This window comes from Neobacillus sp. D3-1R, from assembly GCF_052180215.1.
Lineage (GTDB): Bacteria > Bacillota > Bacilli > Bacillales > Cytobacillaceae > Pseudoneobacillus.
This window is the reverse complement of sequence record NZ_CP197471.1, coordinates 4198447-4222191: the sequence shown is the minus strand read 5'-3', so window position 1 is coordinate 4222191 and position 23745 is coordinate 4198447. Positions and strand designations below refer to the sequence as shown.

Here is a 23745-nt window from a genome sequence, read left to right as displayed (position 1 = left end):
TTAGGATAATCCTTGGTATAATATTTCGCAAGACGAAGAAAAAACTAGGGGGAATCTAAAATGCCTAATCTTAACTATCCGTATACTTCACAGCGTATGGCAACCATTGCTCGCAACGGGATGGTCGCTACTTCACAGCCATTAGCGGCTCAGGCTGGCTTAGATATTTTAAAAAAGGGTGGAAATGCCGTTGATGCAGCCATCGCTACAGCAGCTTGTTTAACGGTCGTAGAACCGACTTCAAACGGGATTGGCGGGGACGCATTTGCTTTAGTCTGGATGAAGGATGAAGGGAAGGTCCTTGGATTAAACGCAAGCGGTCCAGCACCTAAGAGCATTTCGATTGAAAAATTAAAGGAAAAAGGCCATGAAAAAATGCCGGTTCATGGTTGGACTCCCGTAACGGTTCCGGGTGTACCTTCAGCATGGGCAGCTCTTTCAGAACGTTTTGGACGCTTACCGTTAAGTGAAGTGTTAAAACCAGCGATTGAATATGCGCGTGGCGGTTATCCGCTTTCCCCAATTCTCGGAAAGTACTGGAAGCGAGCACATGAAATTTTTAAACAACGCTTTGAAGGACAGCCGGAATACGAAGAGTGGTTCCGCGTGTTTGCTCCAAATGGGAAAGCACCGGAAATCGGTGAAATGTGGAGCTCAGAGGATCATGCAAAAACATTAGAAGAAATCGCTGAGACAAAGGCTGAAAGCTTCTACCGCGGAGCTCTTGCGGATAAAATTGCTGCGGCATCTGAAAAGTTTGGCGGTTATTTAGGTAAAGAAGATCTAGAAAGCTACCAACCAGAGTGGGTGGAACCTATTTCGGTAAACTATAAGGGCTATGATATTTGGGAAATCCCTCCGAATGGCCAAGGTCTAGTTGCCCTTATGGCATTAAATATTTTAAAAAATGATGAATTTAAACATCGTGAAGACGCCAGCGCGGTTCACTTACAGTTAGAAGCGATGAAGCAAGCTTTCACGGATGGTAAGGAATATATTACAGATCCAAAAACAATGAAAACACGAGTGGCGGATCTTTTATCAGATGAGTACGGAAGAGAATGCCGCGCTAAAATTACCGATAAAGCCCAATTACCGGTTCCTGGTACCCTTCCAAAGGGTGGAACGGTGTATTTAGCAACAGCGGATGGGGAAGGAAACATGGTTTCCTATATCCAAAGTAATTATATGGGATTTGGTTCGGGAGTTGTCATTCCAGGTACAGGAATTGGCTTGCAAAACCGCGGTGCTGATTTCTCATTGGACCCTGAGCATGAAAATTCCTTACAGCCTGGTAAAAGAACATACCATACGATTATCCCTGGCTTCATGACAAAAGGAAAAGAAGCGGTAGGACCGTTTGGGGTAATGGGTGGCTATATGCAGCCGCAAGGTCATATGCAGGTTGCCATGAATATGATTGACTTCGGATTAAACCCACAAGCGGCTCTAGACGCGCCTAGATGGCAGTGGATCGAAGGAAAGAAGATTGAAGTAGAATATACCTTCCCGAATCATCTCGTAAAGCAGCTGGCTGAAAAAGGCCATCAAATCACGGTTGCCTATGATTCAGGTGGTTTTGGCCGAGGTCAAGTGATTGTTCGTAATCCTGAGACGGGAGTATTAACGGGCGGTACTGAACATCGTACAGACGGTAGTGTAGCAAGTTACTAGAATAGTAGGTGGAGTGGGCGTCAATGAGCGTCCACTTCTTTATAAAAGGGGGAGAGACATTTGAAAAAGCTTTTACTTAGCGGATTTGAGCCATTCTTAGGATTCCCAATCAATCCGACAGAATCGATTGTAAAAGAACTTGATGGCAAAGTCATTGGTAACTATCAGGTTCATGGTTTACTGCTACTGGTAGATTTCGAGAATGCGGGTCCGAAAATTTTAGAAGAGATGGAAAAGGTTCAACCGGATGCGGTGATTTCCTTAGGATTAGCGGGAGGAAGGTCTTCGATTACCCCTGAACGCATTGCGGTTAATTGCCGTGACGGAGAAGCCGATAATCGAGGCGTGGCTCTACAGGATAGTCCGATTTATGAGGACGGGGCAGATGGCTATTTTTCCACATTACCGATTCGTAAAATGGTCAATGTGTTAAATGAAAATGGCTTTCCGGCAAAGGTGTCAGATACGGCTGGAACGTATCTTTGCAATAATGTCATGTACACCGTTTTACATGCCACAGGGAAAAGAATACCAGCAGGCTTTGTTCATATTCCAGCTTCCCATGAGTTGGCCGTAGCCTATAAAAAGGAAATGCCAAGCTGGTCCCAAAAGGATTTAACAGCGGCAATTGAAAAAATTATCGAGATGCTTGAATAAAAGGCGATATCTCGACAAATTTCTCGGGAAATAAATGAAAGGGCTAGGTTGCATCATGCACCTAGCCCTTTGTTTTTATTTTACTTCGAATTCCATCTTTGTTTTGGCATCTGGCCAGTTTTTATCAATCAGCCAAATTTCAAGCTCGTATTTCCCTTTTTCTAAGCCTTTTAAGTCACCTTCAAAGGTTAATTCTTCACCTTGTTTAAGGGTTTTTTCTACATAAATCATGATGAAATTTTTACCTTCTGAGTACTGCTCGATTTTCTTGCCGTCTTTTTTCAAAATATAATCAAATTTACTGCCGCTTATATTCAACGTTTGTTCTTTTTCAGTTTGATTTTTCACTGTGTAAGTCCATTTATAATCTTGATCCTTCGTATTGGAGATTGTTACTTTCGGTTCTAGAGTTCCAGCCACAATACCACGATCCTTGTTCATGAAATGGTAAACTTCATATAAGCTATACACTAAATGAGATCTAAGTGCAGTCTCACGATAGTTTTCTTCACTTGTTAAAAATCCTTCAGCCAATGCCGCTGCTAGATAAGGTTTCGCCCAATTGCTAGCATTTAATTCAATAGACATATAGGCATCTTTATCTAACTTCGTGACTTTTGTTAATACATGGGCTACTTGTTCGATTGTCATCTTTTTATTGGGATTAAATTTGTAGCCTTTTTCGCCAACCATCCAGCCTTTTTTGTAGATAGCTTGGATTTCTTTTTGGGCCCAATGCTTCTTAATGTCCTTTAAAGGAGTGCTTTCTTTTTCATCCTTCAAGTGATACATCCGATACAGGCTAACCGCTAATTCGGCTCTTGTTAAAGATTTATCAAAGTTTGCTTTTCCATCGGCTTTCCCTTTTAAAATCCCTTTCTCTACCAAAAATTCATAGCGTTCCTGTAAGGATACATCTTGTGTTGCGCGGAATAATTGAATCTGTTCATTTTTACTGATATTCCCTTCTGCACTTGCTGAAGCAGAGGTGGGAATAAGTAGAGCCATTGCTGATAATAATACAAACCATTTTTTCATGTTTACTTCACCTCCGAATATTCAAACAAGTAGACGGAGGAAGATGAAGATCTGTTACAAAAATATTGGAAAAAAATTCTTTGGAATTTTGAACAGGAGAAAATTCTTAATAAAAACTAATTAAAGCACCGTTTTTATAGGTAATAAAAACTTCTTGATTCGTGATTTTTTGAAAAAGAACAGAGGTTCCGTGGCTGACCTTAAGTGGCAGCGGTTCACCGTGAGTATAAAATTCTACCGTTGTATTATCCGTAGCACCAATGATGATTGCGGTGGCAAAGTATTTATCACCAGGTATGTAGAGTTTTTGATCAGCTTGAATATGGTTGGTATTTAAATGATTGACCCTCTTAAGTTTTGCAAAAGGTACTCCAAAACGTTCGGAAAGACTCCATAATGTATCACCAGGAACAATGGTATAAAATTCACTGTAGCCTTTTTCTTGTTCTTCTGAAGAGAATATTTCCGTTTCAACGTTTGGCTGAAGTTGATTGTTTTGAGGACCCTGATTTGGAACGGTTAGTACCTGACCAATAAGAATTTTATCGGATGTTAGTTTATTTTGTTTTTTCAATTCTTTCATTGGCAAACCATATAGCCTAGCTATGGAATAGACCGTCTCACCCTTTTTAACCACATGATGGGAGGGTGAATTTTGTTTTGGAATAAGGAGCTTCTGCCCTTTTCGATTTTATTAGATTCTAACTTATTGATTCTCTGAATATCTTCAATATCGATATGATACTGGTTTGAAATGGAAAATAAGGTTTCTCCTTTTTGGATAGTATGCTCTTTCATAGTAGCCTTGGCTTTTGTTTTGTCTAGAAAAAAATAAACGGCAGCCACTAATAGGGAGGTAATTAAAATCATTTCAATAATAGCTAGTACTCTTTTCTTTACGTTGCAATGACGCTGTTCTTTCCTTTTATCTCTTCTCGTCCTCGTCACAAATTCATTCATCTAAAATCCCCATCCCCGAAGCTAAATAACAAAACTAATAAAAAATTCGACAAAAATCAGCTTTTTATGTCATACAAATTTAAAAATTCTTACATAAGAATATAAAGGAGATAATTCAATCACTTTAGCGCATTAACGCGCCGGGGGTAAGACCCCCGGCGCGTTAATGTGATAAAGAAAACTCCCATTTTTTGTCCAATTTTCAAAAAACTTTCATAAAACCTTGTCCCTATTGACTCATTCGTGCATATATCCACAACCAAGCTAATAAAATGTTACAAACCTATCAAAGAGGGGTTTGAGGTGAGGAATCGTTTGTAGAAACTCTAGGATCCAGTCGGGGACATGATTATTCATGGCAAATTCAGAAAGTGAGTACTGCATTTAGCACTTTCTGCCGCATGATAAAACAAGTGATGGCGCCATATTTCACTTAACATCATGCGGAAAGGTAGTAGGACGTCGAAGCGAAAAGCGAGTCTCATTTCACACTTCTCACATCCGAATCTAGGGAGGGCGAGTGGTGTGCACGATTACATCAAAGAGAGAACTATCAAGATTGGAAAGTATATCGTGGAGACGAAAAAAACAGTTCGCACAATTGCGAAGGAGTTTGGCGTATCCAAAAGTACAGTCCATAAAGATTTAACGGAAAGGCTTCCTGAAATTAATCCTGAACTGGCAAATGAAGTGAAAGAAATCTTGGATTATCATAAATCAATCCGCCATTTACGTGGAGGGGAAGCGACAAAGCTGAAATATCGTCGCGAAGAAAAAGAGGGAGAAATGGTTCAGTAAGTAGGCCATTTTCTTTTTAAAAAGAAAAAAGGACAAAATTCTACAAAATGATTTAAGTATTCCTCCTGAATATGATAAAATATTCAATTAGAGTAATCACGGTTCGTCTAGATAATTGAACATACTAAAATGGAGCATATATTTCATTACTTTGCAGGAGTGACAGATACGTTCCGAAAGACGCTGCTGCTAGACAAACCCGTTTTGAGGAGGAAAGAAAGACAATGTTTGCTAGGGATATCGGAATTGATTTAGGGACAGCGAACGTGCTGATTCACGTTAAAGGTCGCGGGATCGTCTTAAACGAGCCATCTGTTGTGGCCATTGATAAAAACACAAATAGAGTCTTAGCAGTTGGAGAAGAGGCACGCCGCATGGTTGGGCGTACGCCTGGGAACATCGTGGCGATTAGACCATTAAAAGACGGAGTCATTGCGGACTTTGATGTAACAGAAGCGATGTTAAAGCACTTTATTAACAAGTTAAATGTAAAAGGCTTTCTATCAAAGCCACGCATTTTAATTTGTTGCCCAACGAATATTACAAGCGTTGAGCAAAAAGCGATTAAAGAAGCGGCTGAAAAAAGCGGCGGTAAAAAGATCTATTTAGAAGAAGAGCCAAAAGTGGCTGCCATCGGCGCAGGTATGGATATATTCCAACCGACCGGAAATATGGTAGTGGATATTGGAGGAGGAACAACAGATGTTGCTGTTCTTTCTATGGGTGATATCGTAACCTCCTCCTCCATTAAAATGGCGGGTGATAAGTTCGATATGGAAATATTGAACTATATCAAGCGTGAATACAAGCTCTTAATTGGGGAAAGAACAGCCGAGGATATTAAAATTAAAATCGGAACAGTTTTCCCAGGCGGACGTAAAGAAGAAATGGAAATTCGCGGACGTGATATGGTAAGTGGTTTACCTCGTACACTATCGGTTCATTCTGATGAAATTGAACAAGCTCTTCGCGAATCTGTTTCTGTGATCGTTCAAGCAGCAAAAACGGTATTGGAACGTACTCCACCAGAATTATCAGCGGACATCATTGACCGCGGTGTGATTTTAACAGGTGGTGGCGCATTATTACATGGTATCGATCAACTTCTTGCCGAAGAACTGAAGGTGCCAGTATTAGTTGCTGAAAATCCAATGGACTGTGTAGCGATTGGAACAGGTATCATGTTAGATAACATCGATCGTTTACCACGTCGTAAATTAGGATAAGCCATCCAAAATCAAACTCTGTGACTATTAAAAGTTGCAGAGTTTTTAAATTTTATAAAGTAAAGTCAAAGTGAAAACACAAGGTCTTTACCGCATTAACGCACCGGGGGTCAGACCCCCGGTGCGTTAATGCGGTAAAGTAGGCGCTGCTAAATTAAGTTGTTGGGAAAATTTAACGTTGGCCCCGAACCCCTTTGAAATCAACATATCCTGAGCATTTTGGAGGATTTTTTACAAAAATTGACGGAATTCGGCAAATAGTTAATGTCGAAACAGGAATTTTTTTTTATAATAGAAGTTAAGTATATGTTCGGAATATTAGAACGGAGGAATTTTGATGTTTAGAGGATTTTACACAGTCGCTTCTGGAATGCTCTCCCAACAGCGCCGTACGGAAATGTTAACAAATAATATGGCTAATGCGAATACTCCAGGATTTAAAGCCGATCAGTCTGCCATGAGAGCATTTCCTGAAATGCTGCTACAGCGATTGGACCATACATCAATTCCAACGGAAAAACCATTAAACCTACCGTTTAACAAAGAGGTAGGACGCCTTAATACCGGTGTCTATATGCAAGAAGCGATTCCACAGTTTGTTCAAGGTGCTTTACAATCAACAGAAAACAAAACGGATGTTTCCCTTGTGAACACGAATCTAACTAAAGACCAATCCGTGTTTTTCACCGTTCAGAACCCAAACGGGGATCTTAGATACACTAGAAATGGCAACTTCGCCGTGGATGGAGAAGGATTTTTAACGACATCAAGCGGATTATATGTTTTAAATGACCAAGGCAATCGTATACCTTTAACAAGTGACCAATTCACGATTAATGAAGATGGAATTTTAACAGAGGCAAATGGCCAGCAAACCCGATTAGGAATCGGTTTTTCAGATAATGCCCTAAGAATGGTAAAAGAGGGTGACGGCTTATTCCGTACGGAAGATGGTGCAGCTTTACAAAGTGCCTATACATCAGCGAACGGGCAATTCACGCTTCAACAAGGATTTCTTGAGCGTTCTAACGTCGATGTAAGCCGTACCATGACAGATATGCTGTCAGCCTACCGCGCGTTTGAGGCAAACCAGAAAGTACTACAGGCTTATGATAAAAGTATGGAAAAAGCGGCCAATGAAATCGGTCGAATTTAATTTTTAAAAATCTCATAAAAAGGAGGGTATCCCATGAATCGTACCATGATTACCGCCACTAATACATTGAGTCAGTTGCAAAAGCAAATGGATATCATCAGTAATAATATGGCGAATATTGATACAAACGGTTTTAAAAGAAGAGATGTTCAATTTACTGACTTGCTTTTTCAAGAGTTTAAAAACCAAACCACGGATACGGCCGAAACAAACCGATTAACGCCAAATTATATCCGCCAAGGAACGGGAGCAAAACTTGGGCAAGTACAGGTTAATATGAAACAAGGTAACTTAAAAGCAACCGCCCGCCCGTTAGATACCGCTTTTTCAGCAGAAGGGCAGCTTTATCGTGTGCTAGTCACAAATGAAAGTTCAAGCTCAGTTCAGTATACGAGAAATGGAGCGCTGTATTTGAGCCCAGTCTCCGAAACGGAAGTCATGTTAGTCAATAGTGATGGATATCCTATACTTGATGAGAATAATCAACAAATTACGGTTTCTGGAAATGTTCAAGACTATTCGATTTCTAAAAATGGGACACTAACTGCAAAGATGGCGGACGGTAGCCAACAATCCTTTGAACTAGGGGTTGTGCAAGTGAAAAAACCTCAATTTTTAGAGCAAAAAGGAAATAATTTAGTCGGACTTCCTGCTAACATGGCTCAGCTTGGGGTAACTGAGGCTGACATTGTAACAGATTTAAATGGCCCTTTACGCGGGCAAATTAGCCTTGAACAAGGCGTTTTAGAGCAATCAAACGTAGATATGTCAAAAGAAATGACAGAACTAATTAATGTTCAACGTTCGTACCAGTTTCAAGCCCGTTCCATTACCATGGCAGACCAAATGATGGGGCTAGTAAACGGAATTCGTTAAAAGGAGTTACAAACAATGGCTTTAGACCAAGAAAAGGTAATGACCCGTGAGGAAATGAAAAAAATTCGTTCCGAAGAAAAAGAAAATACGACGATGAACGAAAGACGAAAGAAGATTCGCGTTCGTCTTATACCGGTGTGGGTCAAAGTTTTAATTGTTGTAATTCTTGTCTTTGCTAGTCTTGCAGCCGGTTTGATGGTAGGGTACGGTGTGATCGGGAACGGTAAACCCTTTGATGCACTTCAAAAAGGAACATGGGTGCATATCGTAGACATTATTAATAAAAAATAAGATTTGTGACAAGGAAGGGAGTTTTCCCTTCCTTTTTGTATGGAGTATTTAGTACAATGGAGGAAAGTTAAATTAAAACCTATTATTAGTAGGAGGTCATAATTATGATGGATGTAACGCAAATAAAAGAAATTATCCCACACCGTTATCCCTTTTTATTAGTCGATCGTATTTTAGAAGTAGAAGAAGGTCAAAGGGCTGTCGGCATCAAAAATGTAACAGCGAATGAAGAGTTTTTTAATGGGCATTTTCCTGATTATCCCGTTATGCCAGGCGTGCTGATTGTTGAGGCATTAGCACAAGTGGGTGGAGTAGCGATGCTAATGAAAGAAGAAAACAAAGGCAAATTAGCCTTTTTTGCTGGTATTGATGGTTGCCGTTTTAAAAGACAAGTAAAGCCAGGTGACCAGCTAAGACTAGAAGTAGAGATTATTAAAATAAAAGGTCCAATTGGAAAAGGCAAAGCAGTCGCTACCGTTGACGGCGAACTTGCTTGTGAAGCAGAAATTACATTTGCGATAAAATAAGCTCTATGGAAATGTTGCTTTAACACATTAACGCACCGGGGGTCTGACCCCCGGTGCGTTAATGCGTTAAATTAGTTCTTTTTCCCCTTTTTTGTCTGATTTTGTTTAAGTGGAGTGGAAAGTGTTTAAATACTTATTAAACAAGCTTTCGAATGAAAAAAAAATCTTTCGAGAATGCAAACTTTTTAAGCGTTTGGGGCAACATAACACCAGACCAATGCTTGAGGTCGAAAATTTCCAATCAGAAAGGGGCTTTTAACAATGGGCAAAAAGCTTTTAACATTAATTGGAGGATCCGCTTTAGCTGCGATGTTACTTGCAGGTTGTGGGAATAATGACGACAATCAAAATCCACCGCCAGAAGATGTAAATAATAATAACGGAGTAGTAAATCCTCATGATGGTACGGATCTTGACAATAATACGGATAATGACATGAATGACAACAACGGTGTAAATAACGGAGTTGACAACAATGGAGTAAACGACAACAACGGTATTACTGGTAATGATTTACCGGAAAGCGAAGACGTCAATACTCCGAACGATAAAGACCCAGGAAAAGACAATAACACTCCACAAGAAGATGTTATTGAAGACGATATTGATGTAAATGATAACGACAACAAAGACGAATAAAACAAAAGGGGACAGGAATACACCTGTCCTTTTTCTATAAAAATTAGGAATGGCATTTTTTGGCTATTTTATAAAAAATGGACAATATCCGACATCCATTTACTAGAATTTTTTGAAATTTTATAAAAAAATTATTAAAAATGGATAACTTTTTTTGTACCTTGTCGATATTTGTGGTAATGTAAATATGGTATAAAGGTTGACAGGGTAGAGATAAAGTTTGGGAGGTACCTTTACAAGTATGTTTAAAGATCTTTCACCAGGCATAAAAAGAAGTATTACACGCTCGATCACGGTAGCGTTTGAACAATATATGAACCGAATTGACTGGTCAGAATCAAAATTTGATTTATCTACCTTTATTTCGGAATGGCGCGATTATATTCAAAATCAAGCCACTTGGTACGATAAGGTAGAAAATGATACAAAAAATAATTCTCAGTTCCATCAGGAATTGGCTGTAAAAATTAACGAGACTATTGAAAAAATCCTATCCGAAGAACCAACTAAAGAACAAATGGATGAAATAGAAGCTTTACAAACTGAATTGAACCAAGAGTATGACTACTCATGTAAAACAGAAGCTAAATATGTCATCGAAAAGTTAAAGGAAGAATTAAAAAAAAAGCGGAGCAATTAAGACCAGCTTCTGAAAAGGAGCTAAAATACGCAGCCTTGCTTTATTTTAGAACCTTTGAACAAGAGCTTCCTTTGCTAGACTATCGAAAGCAGGATATCGATTACATTATTGAACAATTAGAAACAAAACCTAAAGATGAAGTCTTTATCAGTTATATACTTCATTAAAAAAACTCCCAAGTTGTTGGGAGTTTATTTTTTCGTTTCCTCCAGTCGAGGTTTCGATTTCATCTTTTCTTTGAATTCTACTAATAATGCGTTGCCGCCAAGCCCTTTATTTAAAAGGTTATCGAGTAAAAGCTCAGCATAATTATTTCGTGAACGTTGAAGCTTCCCTTGCAGTAAGACACTAACGTGTCCGTCCAATCTTTTCACGGAGCAAACTTTTGTTAAAAAAGCTGCAGGGTCGTTTTCTTTTTTTGAGATAACAACTTGGACTATGAGGTCTTGTTGTGTTTGAAAGGCTTTTTGAAAAACATCAAAATGGATATCATCTGTAAATGCTTCAAGAAGCCAACTATTTTGATCATCTTCTTTATTAATGATAAGCCCATCCTCTAAGCGAACATCCACCAACCGATATTCTTCAACAATTTGCAACGAAATTAACTTAAAGGTCTTCATCATCAACCTCCTGCACACGTTTTTTTCTCATTATAACATATGTAAAAAGCGAAATGAATTTGCCCAGGAATGGAAGGGCAGAGGTTGGGATCATCAATCTCGCTTTACTGCATTAACGCACCGGGGGTCAGACCCCCGGTGCGTTAATGCGGTAAAGTGTCTATTGGAGTACCACTTCCGAAAATTTGTCGAAAAAAATTGGTTAGATTTTGTAAAATAGTACTAAATGGCAGATTTAAGGGGTGAAAATGGCATTTCTCTTGGAGAAAATGACATTTTCAAATAAAAATAAGCTTGAAAATGCTATTTTCTCAATTTTACTAAGGTGGTTTAAAAGGACTATGATGGTTTCATCAATAGAAAGGAGATGAGACATTTATGATTAACCAGGTGACACTAGTTGGACGTTTAACCAAAGACCCAGATCTAAGGGTAACTCCGGAAGGGACTCCAGTAGTAAATGTGACCCTAGCGGTAAATAGGCAATTTAAAAATCATAATGGGGAATACGAAACGGATTTTGTTCACTGTACCTTATGGAGGAAAACGGCTGAAAATACAGCCAACTATTGCCGTAAAGGTTCAGTCATTGGAATCACTGGGAAAATTCAAACCCGAAATTACACGAATCAGGAAGGAAAAAAGGTTTACCTAACAGAGGTGGTGGCCGAAACCGTCCAATTTTTAAGTCGAAATACAAATGATGAACGATCTTCTGCTGGAGGACCTTCAGGGAATGCATCTTCTGCTTTCCAAACGGAAAGAAGGAATTCAGGTGATTGGCCTATCTCAGGTGAACGGACAGGGTCCATGGATTGGCCACCGCCAAATTATAGCAATCGACAAGATAGTAATTCGACAGTAAATCAGGCAACAGAAAATCAGGTTCCAGAGGAGAATACGAATGCAACAGCTGCAGGAATCCGCTAGTCAACTTGAAACCTTGCTAGGCAGTTTAATAAAAATGGTAGGAAGGACAAATGAAAGGATAGATAGTCTTGATAAGCGAGTTCGACAGATGGAATGGGTAATTCGTGAAACCCACATGATTACACATGAAGAGGGTGGGCCACGGTTATACGCATACATGGAACGGAAAAATTAAAAAGGTAATACATTATCCTCAAATAGAAAAAATCAAAATATCCCCCGATTACCCCCTATTATTTTATGCTTCTGTTGAGAGAGTGTTTGATCTCGATAGTTGCTTCTTTTTTCACATATTACCTCTATATGAAGTGTATTAAAGGTGATATCTTTAATAAAAGTCCATTGCTTAAATTGTCAAAATCTTTTCACAAAGTATATAAGAGAATCGTCTGAAAAGTATAGTAAAATAATAAAGCGGATTAGTGCTATTTTACTATTTAGGGGGAATCTCACAGTATATGGATGACAGTTCAAAAGATATTACATTTAATAATGATAGCTTAAACATTATCTTTATTGGGAAACATAAATCAACTTCAGAAATACATATAGATAGACTTCCAACGTGGCATGATGTCTTATATTTCATGTGTAAAAAAAATAATCAGGATTTACATTTAAATCGCTATAAGTATATAAATTTAACTAAAGATAAAATGATCTATTTTCAATATGAAGATGGAATTAGAAAAAATAGAGGGAGAATTTTATATTATAAACATAATTTGACTATCATTTTGGATGAACCAATTATGTCCATATGTAATTACTTTCTAATCCAGAAGGGAAATATAGTAACATTTCTTTCGTGTCCCCCTTATAACAAGATAAAACTAGGATATAAGGATTCATGGATGATATGTGCAGAGAAAATGAACATACCTATTGCTTAAATAAGAGATGGATTTAAAAACGACCTTTAAAAAAACATCCCATTTCCTTTTAATGGAGTGTTTTTTTTATTATACCCTGCTGTCATTTCACTTTAGTATTGTACAGCATTACCTCACTGGGGGTCAGACCCCCGGTGAGGTAATGCTGTACAGTGATAAATTGATTAAATTCGCTACAATGTCTGATTTTATACATAAGTTGCTCCTTTTTCATCCATGATAAATTTTAGGATGGAAAGGGGATATCAAGTTGAAAAGTAAAGTTTATGTAATACTGATTACCTTTATTATTAGTATTCTTTTATCGAGTCAACCGACTGAAGCGAAATCTTTTGCTGATGTCACACAATATGAAAGTGAGATTGGCTTTTTAACTCAACGCGGAATCATTAAAGGTTACAATAGTGAGTTCCGTCCGAAGTCACCGATTAAACGGCTTCAAGCGGTGCAAATGATTCTGAGGGAAAAACAAGGTTCCTTAGGCGGTGCTCCGAATCCAGGTTTAATGGATATGAAGCCTGGTGACTACGGTTATGAAGAAGTGGCAAAAGCCATTGAGATGGGATTCATCGGCGGAAAAACAGATCCCAAGACAGGGAAAAAGTATTTTGACCCTAATGGAACTCTCACTCGAGCACAAATGTCCAAAATATTAGCGATTGCTTATGGCTTATCTGGGATCTATCCTGGGGACTTTAGTGATGTGCCAAAAGACAATTGGGCTCATGAGTATGTCGAAGCTTTAGCTAAAAATAATATCACTACCGGCTATCCAGGAAATGTATTTAAGCCAAACCTGGCTTTATCTCGCCAACATTTTGCTTTATTTATGGCACGGATGTTAAACGATGAGTTTAAACCACTCCCTGATTTCCAGGTGCATTTTTTAGATGTCGGTCAAGGAGATAGTATTTTGGTACTTTTCCCAGATGGTAAGAACATGTTAGTGGATGGCGGAAAAAAAGAAATGGGGAACTCAGTCGTTCAGTACCTAAAAGCACAAGGGATTCAATCCTTAGACCTTGTCGTTTCCACCCACCCTGATGCCGACCACCTTGGTGGACTATTAGCTGTACTAGCAAATATACCTGTAAAAGCTATACTGGATAGCGGCAATACTCATACAACAGAAACCTATAGTGAGTACTTACAATTAATCCAACAAAAAGGTATCCCGGTTTCGGTGGCAAAAGAGGGTCAGCTGCTCGATTATGATAAACGAGTTAAAGTAGAAGTATTAAATAGCGGTGACGCCAATGAAGAAAGCAATGAAGCATCCATCGTGTTGAAATTGAGCATGGGGACAATTGACTTTTTATTAACGGCTGATGCGGAAGCACCACAAGAGGCTCAAATGGTGCAAACCTATAATGTCGAAGCAGAAATTTTAAAAGCAGGTCACCACGGTTCACAAACTTCTACAAGTGCCCTGTTCCTTGATGAAGTAAGACCGAAAGTAGCGATTCTATCCTATGGATTAAACAATCAATATGGTCACCCGCATAAGGAAGTGTTGGACCGTTTGCTTCAGTGGGGAACAAGTATCTATTCAACGGCCCAGTCTGGCACCATTGTAGTTAAAACAAATGGCAGTACCTATGATGTGTTAGCACATCCATGGCAATATGCTGAAAAAACCGATGAAATCGAAGAAACTCAGCCGAAACTGGAGACAAAGCCATCTTATGAAACAGGGAACCTAATCATAACTGGCCTAGACCTTGGAAAAGAAACAGTATCCATTAAAAATAAAGGATCAAACGACGTGACGATGACGGGGTGGAAGCTGGTGAGTGTAAATGGAAATCAAACATTCCCTTTCCCAGAAGGATATGAACTAAAAGCAGGACAATCTGTCACCATCACGGCAGGTCCGAATGCATACGAAAAACGTCCAAGTATCCTTTTATGGACGACGAAATATATCTGGAATAACTCAAGTGATAGTGCAAAGCTGTATGACCCGTTTGGAAAATTAATATATGCAAAATAATAGTCAGGATGTAGCAGAAATCTTTGGACAAGCCATCTACACAATCGATCGTTTCGAAGGAGAGGTAGCGGTCTTGTTGCTGCGTTCCGACGAAACAATGGAACTTAATGTCCCGCGGACGATACTTCCGGATGAAGTGACAAAAGGCAGTATTCTTCAAGTGGATGTTAAAAATGGAAAAATCAAATCGGTAACTTATTTGAAGGAAGAAACAGAGAAAGTTCGCAGAAAAAATAAAGAATTGCTACAAAAATTGATCAATACACATCCTTCTCTGTAAAAAGGGAAGGATTTTTTCTGGTAAATAACCATTTTTACAGGCATAGCACTATGAAAATGGTCATCTAAATTATCTTATCGGACAGATGATCGGATTTTTCGGACACCTTCCGAGTGTTTTACGGACACAAATTTTTATTTATCGGACACTTTTTAAAACTTATCGGACATTCTAAAAAAAAGAGCTGCCCGATAAGTAAGGCAGCCCACACTTTTATGATAAATAAACCAATTCACGCAAATCTTCCGTAGAAAGCTCGGTGATCCAGTTTTCACTTTGGATAACTTGATCGTTTAAAAATTGTTTCTTTTCCAGCATGGCATCGATTTTTTCTTCTAGCGTCCCGGTGCTTATCATCTTATGGACGTGAACAAAACGCTCTTGACCAATTCGATACGCCCGGTCGGTTGCTTGATTTTCAACAGCTGGATTCCACCAACGGTCATAATGAACGACATGGTTGGCTGCTGTTAAATTCAACCCGGTTCCCCCGGCCTTCAGTGACAGCAAGAATACTGGGAATTTTCGGTCCTGGAAGCGGGAAATCATATCATCCCGTTGTGCTTTTGGTACACTGCCATTTAAAAATGGCACATCTAATTTATACTTCTTCTTCAGCAGTTCGCGAATCATTTCACCCATTTCAATATACTGAGTAAAAATGAGACAGCTTTCTTCGCGTTCTAGCACATTCTCAATAATTTCAATGAGCTTCTCCATTTTCGTGGAACGGTCCAAAATATCCACAACAGGTTTTTCCTTCAGATACAATGCAGGATGGTTGCAAAGCTGCTTCAACCTGCCCAGCATTTGCAGCACCAACCCTTTTCGAGCAATCCCTGATAAACTTTCAATCTGTGCAAATGTATCAGAAATCAATTGCTCATAAAGCGATGCCTGCTCGGCTGTTAACGGACAATATTCCTTTTGCTCCAGTTTATCCGGTAGATTCAAGGCCACTTCTTCATCCCGTTTCGTCCGGCGCAATAAGAACGGACGAATCAGCCCTTGGAGCTCACGAATCTTTTGCTTTTCATCATCTTTTTCAATTGGCACGATGAAACGCTTTTGGAATTGCCCCAAACTGCCCAAATATCCATGATTGGTAAAATCAAAGATCGACCATAGCTCGGCTAGACGGTTCTCCATCGGTGTCCCGGTTAAAGCAATATGATGCAGCCCCTTTAACTTCCTCACAGCACGCGACTGCTTGGTCTGAGCATTTTTGATATTCTGCGCCTCGTCAATGGCAATCACACTCCAGGTTAACGACTCGAAGTCACTTTCATCTAAATGAGTTAACCCATAAGAAGTTAGCACAATATCACTAGCCTCAGCCTTTTCCTTAAATGCCTCTTCCTTCAATCGTCCTGAGCCATAATGCAAATACACATTTAAGCTCGGGGCGAACCGTTCGAGCTCTTTCTGCCAGTTGCCAAGGACAGACGTCGGACAAACAATTAAGGCTGGCCCTGCAGTCGGCTCCTTTTCTTTCACCGACAACAAATACGAAATCAACTGTATCGTTTTTCCTAACCCCATATCGTCGGCCAGCACAGCGCCAAATCCATATTTTCGTAAAAATAATAGCCAGTTCATCCCCGTTTGCTGGTATGGTCGAAGCTCTGCTTTCAACGTTTCTGGAACCGGCACCTCTGGTAATTCCTTCAACTCGGAAAGCTGATGAATCATCGTTTTCCACTGACGATTTAATTCAATTTGAATTTTGGCAAAAGCTTTTGGATTTTCAAGCTGATCTTCTTCCTCTTCTCCGATCATTTCCTGCTCAATTAAATCGCGAACATGCAAGCCTTCTTTTTCAGCCTGCTTCATTAACGTTTGAATTTGCCGAATAAATGCGGGGTCAAGCTTCACCCAACGTCCGCGAATATAAACGAGGCGTCTTTTTTCAGAAACAAGCTGCTGAAATTCATCTTCTGACAAATCCACGCCATTCATAGAAAAACGCCAATCGAAATCGAGCATCGCCTGCAATCCGACAAAGGAAGGACGATGACTGGACGCGGACCCCTTCACACGGGCCTTCACCTTCAAGTTCGCATTACGCATTGCTTCCCACCATGCCGGCAATAGGATTTCGACGCCCAAATTTAGAAGCGTTTCGCTAGCTTCGGTTAAAAACATCCACGCTTCTTCTTCAGAAAGAACATGCTTTAGACCTTCTCGTTCCCCGAAATCGTCCCCGCCTTGCAGAGACGATATACCGCGCAGCCATGGGAAAATTCGTACCCAGCGGGCTTCCGTCTCCTGAATCGCATCCATATACTTCCGCCATTTTGTAGGAAGCGCAGCTACCTCAACCATCTTCTCTGGATTTTTACGGTCACGTAAGAACAGTTCAAGCGTCCAATCAGAAGGATCGCTCCTACTAGGTTCATGTGCTTCCAACTTGTCAAAGGATTCTTCCACAGCCGCACTAAACTCTGGTTCATCCAGACGCAAGCCAATCGTAAACGGTACATCGCTTTCCTTTAGACCAATCCATTCCAACCAAGTATCTTCATCAAAAAACGCAGAAAGCATTCCTTGAGGGAAGCTTTGTTTTTGTAAAAGGTCTAGCTTATGGCCAAGAAACTGTTTCATCTCTCGATTTTGATTTAAATGCCCATTCAGTGCTTGGTGGAACCAGTCGCCGACAAATTCTTGAACCGTTTCTTCTCCCAAACGGCGTTCCCAAAAGGAAATATCAAACTCTTCCATTACCCGTTTTGGCAGCTGCCAACGAAACTCGCCAAACTCAAGCGCCTTAAAATCCGGCAGCCAGTCTTTTTCGGTAATTGCCTCATATAAGGAAGGAGCAGCCGTTAGACAGAGCTCAGCTAATTCATCCCAGTCCCATTCAATAAACGGATTAAATTTTTCATGGGCAAAAAGCGTCGTTAGCTGCCAGCTGTCAAGATGAACCGCCTCATTTTTCACCTCAAGGAAGGCGCCATAATAGCTTTCGCGGTGACGTTGGAAAAGCATGTTTCTCCAGTCCGAAACAGGAAGGAATACTTCGTCCGCAATGGCGCGGACTGCATAAAGGTTATTTTCTAGTTTTTCAACTGCAATGGTCAGTGATTTCGTTCTAAGCATGGATTAACTTACCCCTTTTGCATTCTTCATGGAAGGCGCGCAGACGCTTCGTTTTTTCAATCAACAGCTCGAAAAATTCGTCCCACTCCTCCAAACGCTTCAACTTCTTATAAACGGTCCGAAGTTTTTTCAACTGGCGGACCGCCTGGCGATAGCCTTGGCGATTTTTTAAATCGATCTGCTGTTGGATCGACTGATGATAAAGAATGACAAGTGTTTCCGGACTTTGCGCCGATAACAAGCTGACTCGGTCCTTGCCAATCCACTCCAAGTCAATGCCGATATAAGCTTGAAGTGCACTCCAACGTTCGAAGTCATTTTTTTCAAAAAGAAAAGTGTCATACGAAACATAGCTGTACGGCAGTAAATACTGAAGCGCTCGCTCGTACAGGTCATCGCTTTTCGTTTCTGAGCAGTACGGCAGAATCGCTTGAATCACAACCCTTGTGAAATGGCGGCATTGCTGGTCGGTTCGATATTCCTTCAGATAGGACTTGGAAAAATCAACGAACATTTCGACAAATGGCCTCATGCGTGACCATTCTTTTTTCGAAGTCATGAGTTCGAGCCATTGAAGCAGCAGCGGCACTATCATCGGACCTTGTTTTTGAAGGTTTTCAAGAGCTTCACTGTCACGATTTAATAGAAAAAGCTGGTGAATTTCCGCAATCGCGTATTCAAACGTCGGAGCTCCAGCAATATTGGACAACTCAGCCTCGCGCCACTCTTTTCGTTTAAAAAGATGCGTCCATAACAGACGGTAGAGCATCAGTCTTTCAATCGGGAAGAGAGGATTGCTTTCGAGAAGCGTGCTCGAATCTTCGCGCAGACGCTCTAAAAATTCATCGAACGCAAAGGGCATCGTTTGGACCCCAAGCTTTTGAATGTATTCCTCAGAATCGTCTATCAGCTCATCTAGAATCGGTGAAAAGACTCTATTTGTTTCTCCGGGCGAATATTGCATCACATCCGCGAGTTCAATCATTTTTTGAAACGTAAAGATGGCGGCCACAAGCTCGTATAGCAGCTTCCACTCTTTTTCAAGGGGAGCGGACGCCCGAATTCTAAGTTTGTAAACGTGAAAAAGTTCTGGCAGCACATACTGATTTTTAATTTTACTAGGCGTCAGGATGGTTTCAAAGCTTTCATTAAAAGCCTCCAGCCAACGGTCATAGTTTGGCTGTAACGTTCCACTCGCCTTTAACAGGTCCTTCGCACGCTGGATCCCCCATTTGGCGGTGGCACTTTTGGTTTTCAATGGCTCGCGCCAATTTTCAATCCATTCGGACACACTGCCAATTTTGGCATAAGCAGCAAAGAAAACAGCGAGTTTATGTCGGCACAGCCCCATAATAGGGCAGCCGCAATCGCTCATTTCAAAAAAAGACAAGTCAATCCGTACTTTGACAGGTGTTACATCCTGCACGGAGGCATATACTTGATCATTTTCAAACTTCAGCTGATAAACGAGACCCTGTCGATAAAGAAGCATCCCTTTTTGCACCATCTTGGCGTTCTCTTCCACATCCGGCTGCAGCATCGAACGCAACGTCTCCGACACATACTTCAGCCCTTGCTCGACAGCACTAGGCAAAGTCCCCATTGAATAGGACCTCCTTCTATATAGATAGCAGCGCATCGCCGCAATTTTTTAAAAAAGCATATTCTTTTATTATACCCAAAAAATGGGCTGGGGGCATCAAGGGAAGACAAATTCTTGGGAGTGTCCGATAAACGTGGTGAAGCTGTCCGATAAATGATTGCGAGTGTCCAATAAATGTTGAAATGTGTCCGAAAACGCTAGAATTGTGTCCGAAAAGGTACACAGTTCTAAAATTTTATTTTTAAAGAGAAGGAGTTATGTACATTTATAGTGAAATCTACTTAAAAAGGAGGTTTAATAACAATGAAATTCCGCGCCAAGCCGGTTAAAATGCTAGTTTATGACGCTTTATCAAGGCGAGTTGTCCCACATCATCCCAAAATAAGCAATATAAAAGAACGTTATGCAAATGAATACTCAGGTTTTAAAGGTGAACAAAGTTTAGAGTACTATCTAGAGCCTCTTTCTGAAAAAAGGTATCATTTCCTTCATGGTATTCGCCTCGCAAACGGTCCACGCTTTTTCCAACTAGACACGGTATTACTTTCTTCTTACTTTATCCTCAATATTGAAACGAAAAATTACACTGGCAGCATCTACTTAGATGCTAATTTTAAGCAAGTTATTCAAGAGAAGGGCAATCAAAAAAAGTCCCTGCAAGACCCGGTATCTCAGGTTTCGAGGCAGGTATGGGAGCTTCAAAAGTGGTTGAAATCACACCGATATCCTGATATCCCCATCATTTCACTTTCCGTATTTACGAACCCCAATTGTATCCTTATTAATTCCACAGGGAACAAAAAAATTTACGAAGACGTTTCTAAGCCGGGCAATATTGTTGAACGTGTAAAAAGGCTGGAAGAGCTTTATCACACAGAAAAAATGGATCAGAAAACAACCGGAAAGCTTTTTCGGCTTCTGGTAAAAAGTCACACCCCGCCGAGCAGGAGTTCCATTCTTGCCAAATACGGGATTAAAGAAAGTGATATTCAAACGGGTGTGCAATGTCCAACATGTTATAAAATTCCGATGCAGTACCACTACGGAGAATGGATATGTTCGGCTTGTGGTACAAAGTCAAAAAATGCTCATGTGCAAGCCATCCGCGATTATTTTCTTCTCATCAAACCTACCATTACCAATGCCGAGCTTCGGCAATTTCTCCATATTTCCCATGAAAAAACTGCGCAAAGAATATTAAAGGCTTTAAAGTTACCTTTTTCTGGAGAAAGGAAGGCGCGGGTTTATTATGAATGGGGGGATGGTTGATCCCCTTTTTGTGCGACGGGCAGTCGCATAGGACCCTGACATTGTCAGGGTCCTCCACTTCGTTTCTGGACAGAGACGACACTTCGGTGTAACGACTGAATGAGAGAAATGAAGTTGTATTTCAGATGGTGAAAGTCCATCCTCGAGGAGGCTGACCTAGCTCGAGAAGCTTAATCTAGGGCAATATCGTGAGGTATTGTCTGAAGGAGATGCGGAAAGTCGAGAGACCCGTAGGCGAAAAGGCAGACCCTAATACAATAAGTGTGAAGCACGGCGGCGGGATAAGTTGGTGACTCTTCGAAAAGTGAGGAAACCCTCTAAAAAGACATTTCCCTAAGAAGTCAGAGCTGGGATATGTGGCTTATAACGTGATGGTGCAGGGTATGTTTTGAAGGAATTTGCGATGACCCCGTGAGATCTCTACCTTACCGAACAGGCAGGGTTCTAGTCTATAAGGATACTCCGAAGTGACGAAGAACGGGTAGAGAAGTCAGACATTCTCGTAGTACGGAAGTAGTTCAATGACCATAACATTGAATGAACGGAAGGGGAATGACCTATGGCTCCAAGTCATGGATGTGATGTAATGCCAACAATCATGTTACTGCGGTAAAACCGTTTGAATGTACATCAAGGAAGGACGTGGAATAAGCAATGAATCAAGAGTGGAAATTTAAACTACATAGCGTCTATGGACAGCTATTATTTGACCGTAAACTTACAGAAAGTTTTCTACAAGTAAAAGCTAATCAAGGTGCGGGCGGAGTAGATGGCGAAACGATTAAAAGTTATGAATCTAGACTAGAGGAAAATATATTCTCTCTCCTAGACAAGCTTCGAAACAAAGAATATCAACCTCTACCAGTCAGAAGAGTATATATTCCAAAGAAGGATGGTAAGAAACGTCCATTAGGAATACCGACTATTGAAGACAGAGTTGTGCAACAGAGTGTGGTTAATGTACTTCAGCCTAAATTTGAAGACCAACTGTTTCACAATTGGTCAGTTGGGTACCGTCCAAATCGAGGTGTAAAGAGAGCATTACAGATAATCCTTTGGAATATAGAACAAGGATATAATCATATCTATGATTGTGACATTAAAGGATTCTTTGACAATATTCCACATACAAAGCTCATTTCAGTCTTGAAGAAATACATATCGGACCGTACGGTCCTGAAAATGATTGAACAATGGCTAAAAGCGGGATATATGGAGGAAGGGAAAAGAATACATTCTGACTATGGTACTCCACAAGGCGGAGTGATTTCACCACTTCTTGCGAATGTTTACCTTAATGAAATGGATTGGGAATGGGATTTACATGGGATTAGATTTGTAAGATACGCAGATGATTTTCTTCTTTTTGCAAAGTCGAAAGAAGATATACAGAAAGCAGCCTCTCTAACAAAAAGTAAGTTAACAGAATTGGGATTAGAAATATCCAAGGAGAAGACGAAAGTCGTTGACTTTCAAAAGGATAACTTCGATTTTCTAGGTTTTACTTTTCACCATTGGAGAGAAGGAAAGAAAGATAAGAAGCCTGTATATCACGTCACACCAAAAGAAGAATCCATAAAAGACTTTCGCTTTAAAATAAAAGAGAAAACACGTAAAACATTAACCTTAAATAAAGAAGAATGGGTAAATCGTGTTAATCCAATCATTAGAGGGAAGGTTAACTACTATATTTCGATTATAAAAGCTATTAAGGAAAATGAAGAATTAGGGATTAAAAGTCACTGCATCACAAGATGGGTTCGAAGAACCTTACAATCGTTGGACGGATATATAAGAAGGAGACTTCGAGTTGCATTCATCCATAAACATCCCTCTCAAAGGAAGGGGATGAAGATGCAGTCATTGTGGAACAACGCATTCTTTCTCAAAATAAAATTAATTCCCTCATATTGGCTTTACCTTAACAAAGCTTATGGATACACGGAAGAACAATATTTAAGTGATTCGACTAGAAAATCCAAAAGGAAATTACAAAGTAGAATTCAAAGAGCAAAAGCAAAAGGTGAGAAGTACTATACTCCTCACCGACTCCAAAAGATGCAAAATGCCTGGAATGCATCCTCTTGACAAAGATTGTAAACAATACGCCATATTGGTAAGCCGTATGCCTTAATAGGGCACGTACGGTTTGATAAGGGGGAAGCCTTGAGAAAGGTTTCCCTACTTTATTGAGTGTGTGTCCGATAAACTCTTTGAGGTGTCCGTTAAACATTGTCAACCTGTCCGATAAATTTTAAAAAGTGTCCGATAAAGTAGAATGACGTGTCCGATAAATCGAAAATCAATATCAAGAATAGGGATTTAGTGCCGTATTCTGAAAAAAATCTTATTTTGAAATGGGGAAAAAGGCCTGTTTTCTGAAAACTTTGTCGAATTTTATATACAAGGAATACGAAGGGGAGTAAAATTTAGGTAACAATTTAAAATCCGAAAGGGCAAACCTGGAGAAATTCAGGGACGCAAAACTAAAGGGGCTTCGGTTATGAACATAACCATGCCAGCCAGCTGCCGAAGATCGACCGGTTTATGCTAGTCTTCGGAGTAGCTTTTTT

23 protein-coding genes and 1 riboswitch are annotated in these 23745 nt (G+C 40.1%); of the genes, 17 read left to right on the top strand and 6 right to left on the bottom strand.

What is annotated here, in order from left to right:
- Positions 1–60: 60 nt before the first annotated feature.
- Together ggt and ACSBPO_RS21150 are read left to right on the top strand one after the other, a co-directional pair.
- Entirely contained in the window at positions 61–1674 is a 1614-nt protein-coding gene (ggt, locus tag ACSBPO_RS21155) for a gamma-glutamyltransferase (protein WP_442596846.1), read from the top strand.
- Positions 1675–1734: 60 nt separating this feature from the next.
- Complete coding sequence (locus ACSBPO_RS21150) at positions 1735–2331, top strand: pyroglutamyl-peptidase I (RefSeq protein WP_442596844.1); 597 nt, start codon at positions 1735–1737, stop codon at positions 2329–2331.
- A gap of 75 nt (positions 2332–2406) precedes the next feature.
- Here ACSBPO_RS21150 and ACSBPO_RS21145 read toward each other — a convergent pair whose 3' ends face one another.
- The 3 genes from ACSBPO_RS21145 to ACSBPO_RS21135 all read right to left on the bottom strand — a co-directional run bounded on the left by ACSBPO_RS21145 (position 2407) and on the right by ACSBPO_RS21135 (position 4329).
- A complete protein-coding gene (locus tag ACSBPO_RS21145) occupies positions 2407–3369 on the bottom strand; it encodes a BsuPI-related putative proteinase inhibitor (RefSeq protein ID WP_442596842.1) in 963 nt (320 codons plus the stop codon).
- A 106-nt stretch (positions 3370–3475) separates the two neighbouring features.
- Complete coding sequence (locus ACSBPO_RS21140) at positions 3476–3952, bottom strand: LysM peptidoglycan-binding domain-containing protein (protein ID WP_442596840.1); 477 nt, start codon at positions 3950–3952, stop codon at positions 3476–3478.
- A gap of 20 nt (positions 3953–3972) precedes the next feature.
- Positions 3973–4329, bottom strand: coding sequence for a LysM peptidoglycan-binding domain-containing protein (locus tag ACSBPO_RS21135; protein WP_442596837.1), 357 nt, complete (start codon positions 4327–4329; stop codon positions 3973–3975).
- 525 nt (positions 4330–4854) lie between these two features.
- Between ACSBPO_RS21135 and spoIIID the strand changes: the two genes are divergently transcribed.
- From spoIIID to ACSBPO_RS21090, 9 genes are all read left to right on the top strand, one after another.
- A complete protein-coding gene (spoIIID, locus tag ACSBPO_RS21130) occupies positions 4855–5127 on the top strand; it encodes a sporulation transcriptional regulator SpoIIID (protein WP_442596835.1) in 273 nt (90 codons plus the stop codon).
- Positions 5128–5351: 224 nt separating this feature from the next.
- A complete protein-coding gene (locus ACSBPO_RS21125; RefSeq protein ID WP_442596833.1) occupies positions 5352–6353 on the top strand; it encodes a rod shape-determining protein in 1002 nt (333 codons plus the stop codon).
- A 337-nt stretch (positions 6354–6690) separates the two neighbouring features.
- A complete protein-coding gene (locus ACSBPO_RS21120; protein WP_442596831.1) occupies positions 6691–7509 on the top strand; it encodes a flagellar hook-basal body protein in 819 nt (272 codons plus the stop codon).
- A 33-nt stretch (positions 7510–7542) separates the two neighbouring features.
- The gene (locus ACSBPO_RS21115; protein ID WP_442596829.1) at positions 7543–8385 is read left to right on the top strand and encodes a flagellar hook-basal body protein; all 843 of its coding nucleotides are present in this window, start codon (positions 7543–7545) and stop codon (positions 8383–8385) included.
- A gap of 15 nt (positions 8386–8400) precedes the next feature.
- Positions 8401–8676: a DNA-directed RNA polymerase subunit beta gene (locus tag ACSBPO_RS21110; RefSeq protein ID WP_442596827.1), complete on the top strand. Its 276-nt coding sequence runs from the start codon at positions 8401–8403 to the stop codon at positions 8674–8676.
- Positions 8677–8780: 104 nt separating this feature from the next.
- Positions 8781–9203 (top strand): 3-hydroxyacyl-ACP dehydratase FabZ, encoded by a 423-nt coding sequence (gene fabZ / locus ACSBPO_RS21105; RefSeq protein ID WP_442596825.1) that lies wholly within the window; start codon positions 8781–8783, stop codon positions 9201–9203.
- A gap of 261 nt (positions 9204–9464) precedes the next feature.
- Positions 9465–9842 (top strand): hypothetical protein, encoded by a 378-nt coding sequence (locus tag ACSBPO_RS21100; protein ID WP_442596823.1) that lies wholly within the window; start codon positions 9465–9467, stop codon positions 9840–9842.
- 241 nt (positions 9843–10083) lie between these two features.
- Complete coding sequence (locus ACSBPO_RS21095) at positions 10084–10482, top strand: hypothetical protein (protein WP_442596821.1); 399 nt, start codon at positions 10084–10086, stop codon at positions 10480–10482.
- 35 nt (positions 10483–10517) lie between these two features.
- Positions 10518–10649, top strand: a complete 132-nt coding sequence (locus ACSBPO_RS21090; RefSeq protein WP_442596820.1) for a hypothetical protein — start codon at positions 10518–10520, stop codon at positions 10647–10649.
- A gap of 24 nt (positions 10650–10673) precedes the next feature.
- On the opposite strand, the gene ACSBPO_RS21085 is transcribed toward ACSBPO_RS21090, so the two are convergent.
- The gene (locus ACSBPO_RS21085; protein WP_442596818.1) at positions 10674–11105 is read right to left on the bottom strand and encodes a YwpF-like family protein; all 432 of its coding nucleotides are present in this window, start codon (positions 11103–11105) and stop codon (positions 10674–10676) included.
- Positions 11106–11483: 378 nt separating this feature from the next.
- On the opposite strand from ACSBPO_RS21085, the gene ssb reads away from it, so the two are divergent.
- The 4 genes from ssb to ACSBPO_RS21065 all read left to right on the top strand — a co-directional run bounded on the left by ssb (position 11484) and on the right by ACSBPO_RS21065 (position 15201).
- A complete protein-coding gene (gene ssb, locus ACSBPO_RS21080) occupies positions 11484–12035 on the top strand; it encodes a single-stranded DNA-binding protein (protein WP_442596817.1) in 552 nt (183 codons plus the stop codon).
- On the top strand, positions 12010–12210 hold the full coding sequence (locus ACSBPO_RS21075; protein WP_442596815.1) for a hypothetical protein: 201 nt from the start codon (positions 12010–12012) through the stop codon (positions 12208–12210). The genes ssb and ACSBPO_RS21075 overlap by 26 nt, the downstream gene beginning before the upstream one ends.
- A 968-nt stretch (positions 12211–13178) precedes the next feature.
- Complete coding sequence (locus ACSBPO_RS21070; RefSeq protein WP_442596813.1) at positions 13179–14921, top strand: S-layer homology domain-containing protein; 1743 nt, start codon at positions 13179–13181, stop codon at positions 14919–14921.
- The gene (locus ACSBPO_RS21065; RefSeq protein WP_442596811.1) at positions 14911–15201 is read left to right on the top strand and encodes a DUF3006 domain-containing protein; all 291 of its coding nucleotides are present in this window, start codon (positions 14911–14913) and stop codon (positions 15199–15201) included. Before ACSBPO_RS21070 ends, ACSBPO_RS21065 begins: the two co-directional genes overlap by 11 nt.
- A gap of 213 nt (positions 15202–15414) precedes the next feature.
- Here ACSBPO_RS21065 and ACSBPO_RS21060 read toward each other — a convergent pair whose 3' ends face one another.
- Together ACSBPO_RS21060 and ACSBPO_RS21055 are read right to left on the bottom strand one after the other, a co-directional pair.
- A complete protein-coding gene (locus ACSBPO_RS21060; protein ID WP_442596809.1) occupies positions 15415–18300 on the bottom strand; it encodes a DEAD/DEAH box helicase in 2886 nt (961 codons plus the stop codon).
- A complete protein-coding gene (locus tag ACSBPO_RS21055) occupies positions 18293–19903 on the bottom strand; it encodes an SWIM zinc finger family protein (protein ID WP_442596807.1) in 1611 nt (536 codons plus the stop codon). Before ACSBPO_RS21055 ends, ACSBPO_RS21060 begins: the two co-directional genes overlap by 8 nt.
- 303 nt (positions 19904–20206) lie before the next feature.
- On the opposite strand from ACSBPO_RS21055, the gene ACSBPO_RS21050 reads away from it, so the two are divergent.
- Positions 20207–21172: a nuclease-related domain-containing protein gene (locus tag ACSBPO_RS21050; protein WP_442596804.1), complete on the top strand. Its 966-nt coding sequence runs from the start codon at positions 20207–20209 to the stop codon at positions 21170–21172.
- 654 nt (positions 21173–21826) lie between these two features.
- Positions 21827–23260 carry a group II intron reverse transcriptase/maturase gene (gene ltrA / locus ACSBPO_RS21045; RefSeq protein WP_442596802.1) on the top strand — a complete coding sequence of 478 codons (1434 nt, stop codon included), beginning with the start codon at positions 21827–21829 and terminating at the stop codon, positions 23258–23260.
- Between the two features lie 357 nt (positions 23261–23617).
- Positions 23618–23706: riboswitch (cyclic di-GMP riboswitch) on the top strand.
- Positions 23707–23745 lie beyond the last annotated feature (39 nt).